2 protein-coding genes are annotated in these 2475 nt (G+C 74.3%); one reads left to right on the forward strand and one right to left on the reverse strand.

Annotated elements, in window-relative coordinates:
* Positions 1–437: 437 nt before the first annotated feature.
* Positions 438–1001, forward strand: a complete 564-nt coding sequence (locus tag ACIQKA_RS31740; RefSeq protein ID WP_383159923.1) for a type 1 glutamine amidotransferase domain-containing protein — start codon at positions 438–440, stop codon at positions 999–1001.
* Positions 1002–1175: 174 nt separating this feature from the next.
* Here ACIQKA_RS31740 and ACIQKA_RS31745 read toward each other — a convergent pair whose 3' ends face one another.
* A complete protein-coding gene (locus ACIQKA_RS31745) occupies positions 1176–2096 on the reverse strand; it encodes an ADP-ribosylglycohydrolase family protein (protein ID WP_402543074.1) in 921 nt (306 codons plus the stop codon).
* Between the last annotated feature and the right edge of the window lie 379 nt (positions 2097–2475).

Consider the following 2475-nt stretch of genomic DNA (forward strand, 5'->3'; position numbering starts at 1 on the left):
GGGCGTCGTCGGTGGAGACGGTGGTGGGGCGGGCGAGCTCGGGCAGTCCGTCCAGGGCGGCCCGGCGCATCGAAGCCCCCGGATTCCCGGCGGCCCCGGGACCGGGGGCCGGTTCGGCGGCCGGGGGGCGGGCGGAACGGTTTCCGACGGTGGACATGGGGCTCCTTCGACGGTGGCGATGGGCCTGCGCCGCTGCCGTGCCATAGGTGGCGGAGGGGGTCCGTCTGTCGAGCTTCCTTCCAGGAGGATTCCCGTTTCGAGTGATTTGACACGATTTTCTGGGTAGTCGCGAGCGGATGACGTGACGACGGAGAGGTGGAGCGGGGGAGTGACTTGCGCTTTTTGCCTGACATTTGCCTGCTATGCGAGGTTTGAGGTTCCCGGGGGAGGGTGAGGCGCAGAAAACGAGGGAAATCCGCACCAGAGAGGAACGCACAGTGTCGCTCGACGGAAAGAACGTTCTCGTCCTCACGACGAACTACGGCACGGAGCAGGACGAGCTGGAGAAGCCGGTGGCCGCCCTCCGCGAGGCGGGAGCCCGCGTCACGGTCGCCGCGCAGAAGGACGAGGGCGTCCAGACCCTCGTCTCGGACAAGGACCCGGGTTCCGTGGTCCAGCCGGACACGACGCTCGCCGAGGCCTCCGCGGACGGATTCGACGCCGTGGTCGTCCCGGGAGGCACCCTGAACGCCGACCAGCTCCGCACCGACGACGACGCCCGCCGTCTCGTGGCCGCCTTCGCGGGATCGGGCAGGCCGGTGGCCGCCATCTGCCACGGACCGTGGCTCCTCGTGGACAGCGAGCTGACCAAGGGACGCCGACTGACCTCGTACCCCTCGCTCCGCCCGGACCTCGAGAACGCGGGGGCCACCTGGGTGGACGAGGAGGTCGTCGTCGACACCTCCGGGGGCCACCCCCTGATCACCTCCCGCAACCCGGGCGACCTCGACGCCTTCTCGGCGGCGATCGTCCGCAGCCTGAAGGGCGAGGCGGCGGCCTAGGCGGGCGGGACGAGCTGCTGCCCACAGGCGCGCAGGTACTCGCACCTGCACTCGCACCCGCACAGGAAAAACGTGTCCGGCCCCGACGAACGTCGTCGGGGCCGGACACGTTCGGCTGCGGGCGGTCTGCGGGCGGTCTGCGGGCGGTCTGCGGGTGGCCTGCGCGGCGCGCTGTCAGGCCACCGGGCCGTGCGCGACCGGGGGCAGTGGCTCACGGGCCGCGTGCCACGCGGAGGGAAGGGCCGCGACACCGGTGCGGGCGGCGACGACCCCGCCCGCGATGGCGCAGGTGGTGTCGATGTCGCCGCGCCCGGCGACCGTGACCCACAGGCCCTCGTGCAGGTCGTCGAGGTGCCCCGCCGCACACCACAGGGCGTACGGGACGGTGTCGGGCCCCGACATCCGGTAGCCGGAGCCCAGGACCTCGGCGGCGTGCCGAACCGAGGTGCGCTCCGGCATCCGGGCCGCGATCCGCACTCCCGACCGCACGTCGCTGTCGGGGAGGCGCGCGGCGACCTCCTGGAGGAAGTCCGCCCTGGCCGGCGCGGGCCCGCCCCGGCTGCGGGTCGCCAGCGCCGCGGCCAGGGCGACCGCCACCGCTCCGGTGACCGCCTCCGGGTGGTGGTGCGAGACCGCGCTCTGGCGGGCGGCCTGCTCGGCGACCACGTCGAGGTCGGCGCTGTGCCAGGCGCCGAGCGGGGCGGCCCGCATCGCCGCGCCGTTGCCCCAGGAGCCCTGGCCGCCGAACTGTCCGGCGACCACCTCCCGCCAGGGCTCGCCCGTGTCGATCCGGCGCAGCACGTCGTGCATCGAGGCTCCGTAGCCGCGCTGCGTGTCCTCGGCGTAGGCCGCCGCGAGGCGCAGGGCCAGGCGGTCCTGGTCGACGGTGCCCCCGCCCTCGACCAGCTCCCCGACGAGAACCAGCGCCTGGGCGGTGTCGTCGCTCCACCGCCACAGCGGCTCCGGGGGAGGAGTCCGCGCCTCCAGGGCCTCGGAACCGTTCTTGCGCAGGATGCCGAACCAGCGATCGCCGAAGGCGTCGCCGAACGCGAGTCCGTGCAGCGAATCCAGCGCGGCGACAGGCACGTTGATCATCGGCGCAGTATCGCAGCGCGACCGCTCTCCCGCACCGGGATTTCGACATCGCCGGGCTTCTGACCTGGACGGACGTGGTACTGGGCGTCCTCATCCGCTACTGCAAGCCCCTGCCGGCCCGGGTCGGCGAGGCTCGGATGCCGGCGGCGCCGTAGGGGACGTATGGGTCGTATGGCGTGATCATGTGGGAAAGCCGTCTCTCCGCGCCGTACGTGCGCACGCGCGCGGTCGGAACGGCCGAGAGGGCCTTCCGCGAGAGGGCGGGGGGGGCCGCCCCCCCCCCGGGGCCCCCCCCCCCCCCCCCGGGGGGGGGGGGGCCCGCCCGGCCCCCCGGGGGGGCCCGGCCCCCCCGGGGGGGGGGGGGGGGGGGGGGGGGGGA

It is taken from the genome of Streptomyces sp. NPDC092045, from assembly GCF_044756005.1.
GTDB lineage: Bacteria > Actinomycetota > Actinomycetes > Streptomycetales > Streptomycetaceae > Streptomyces.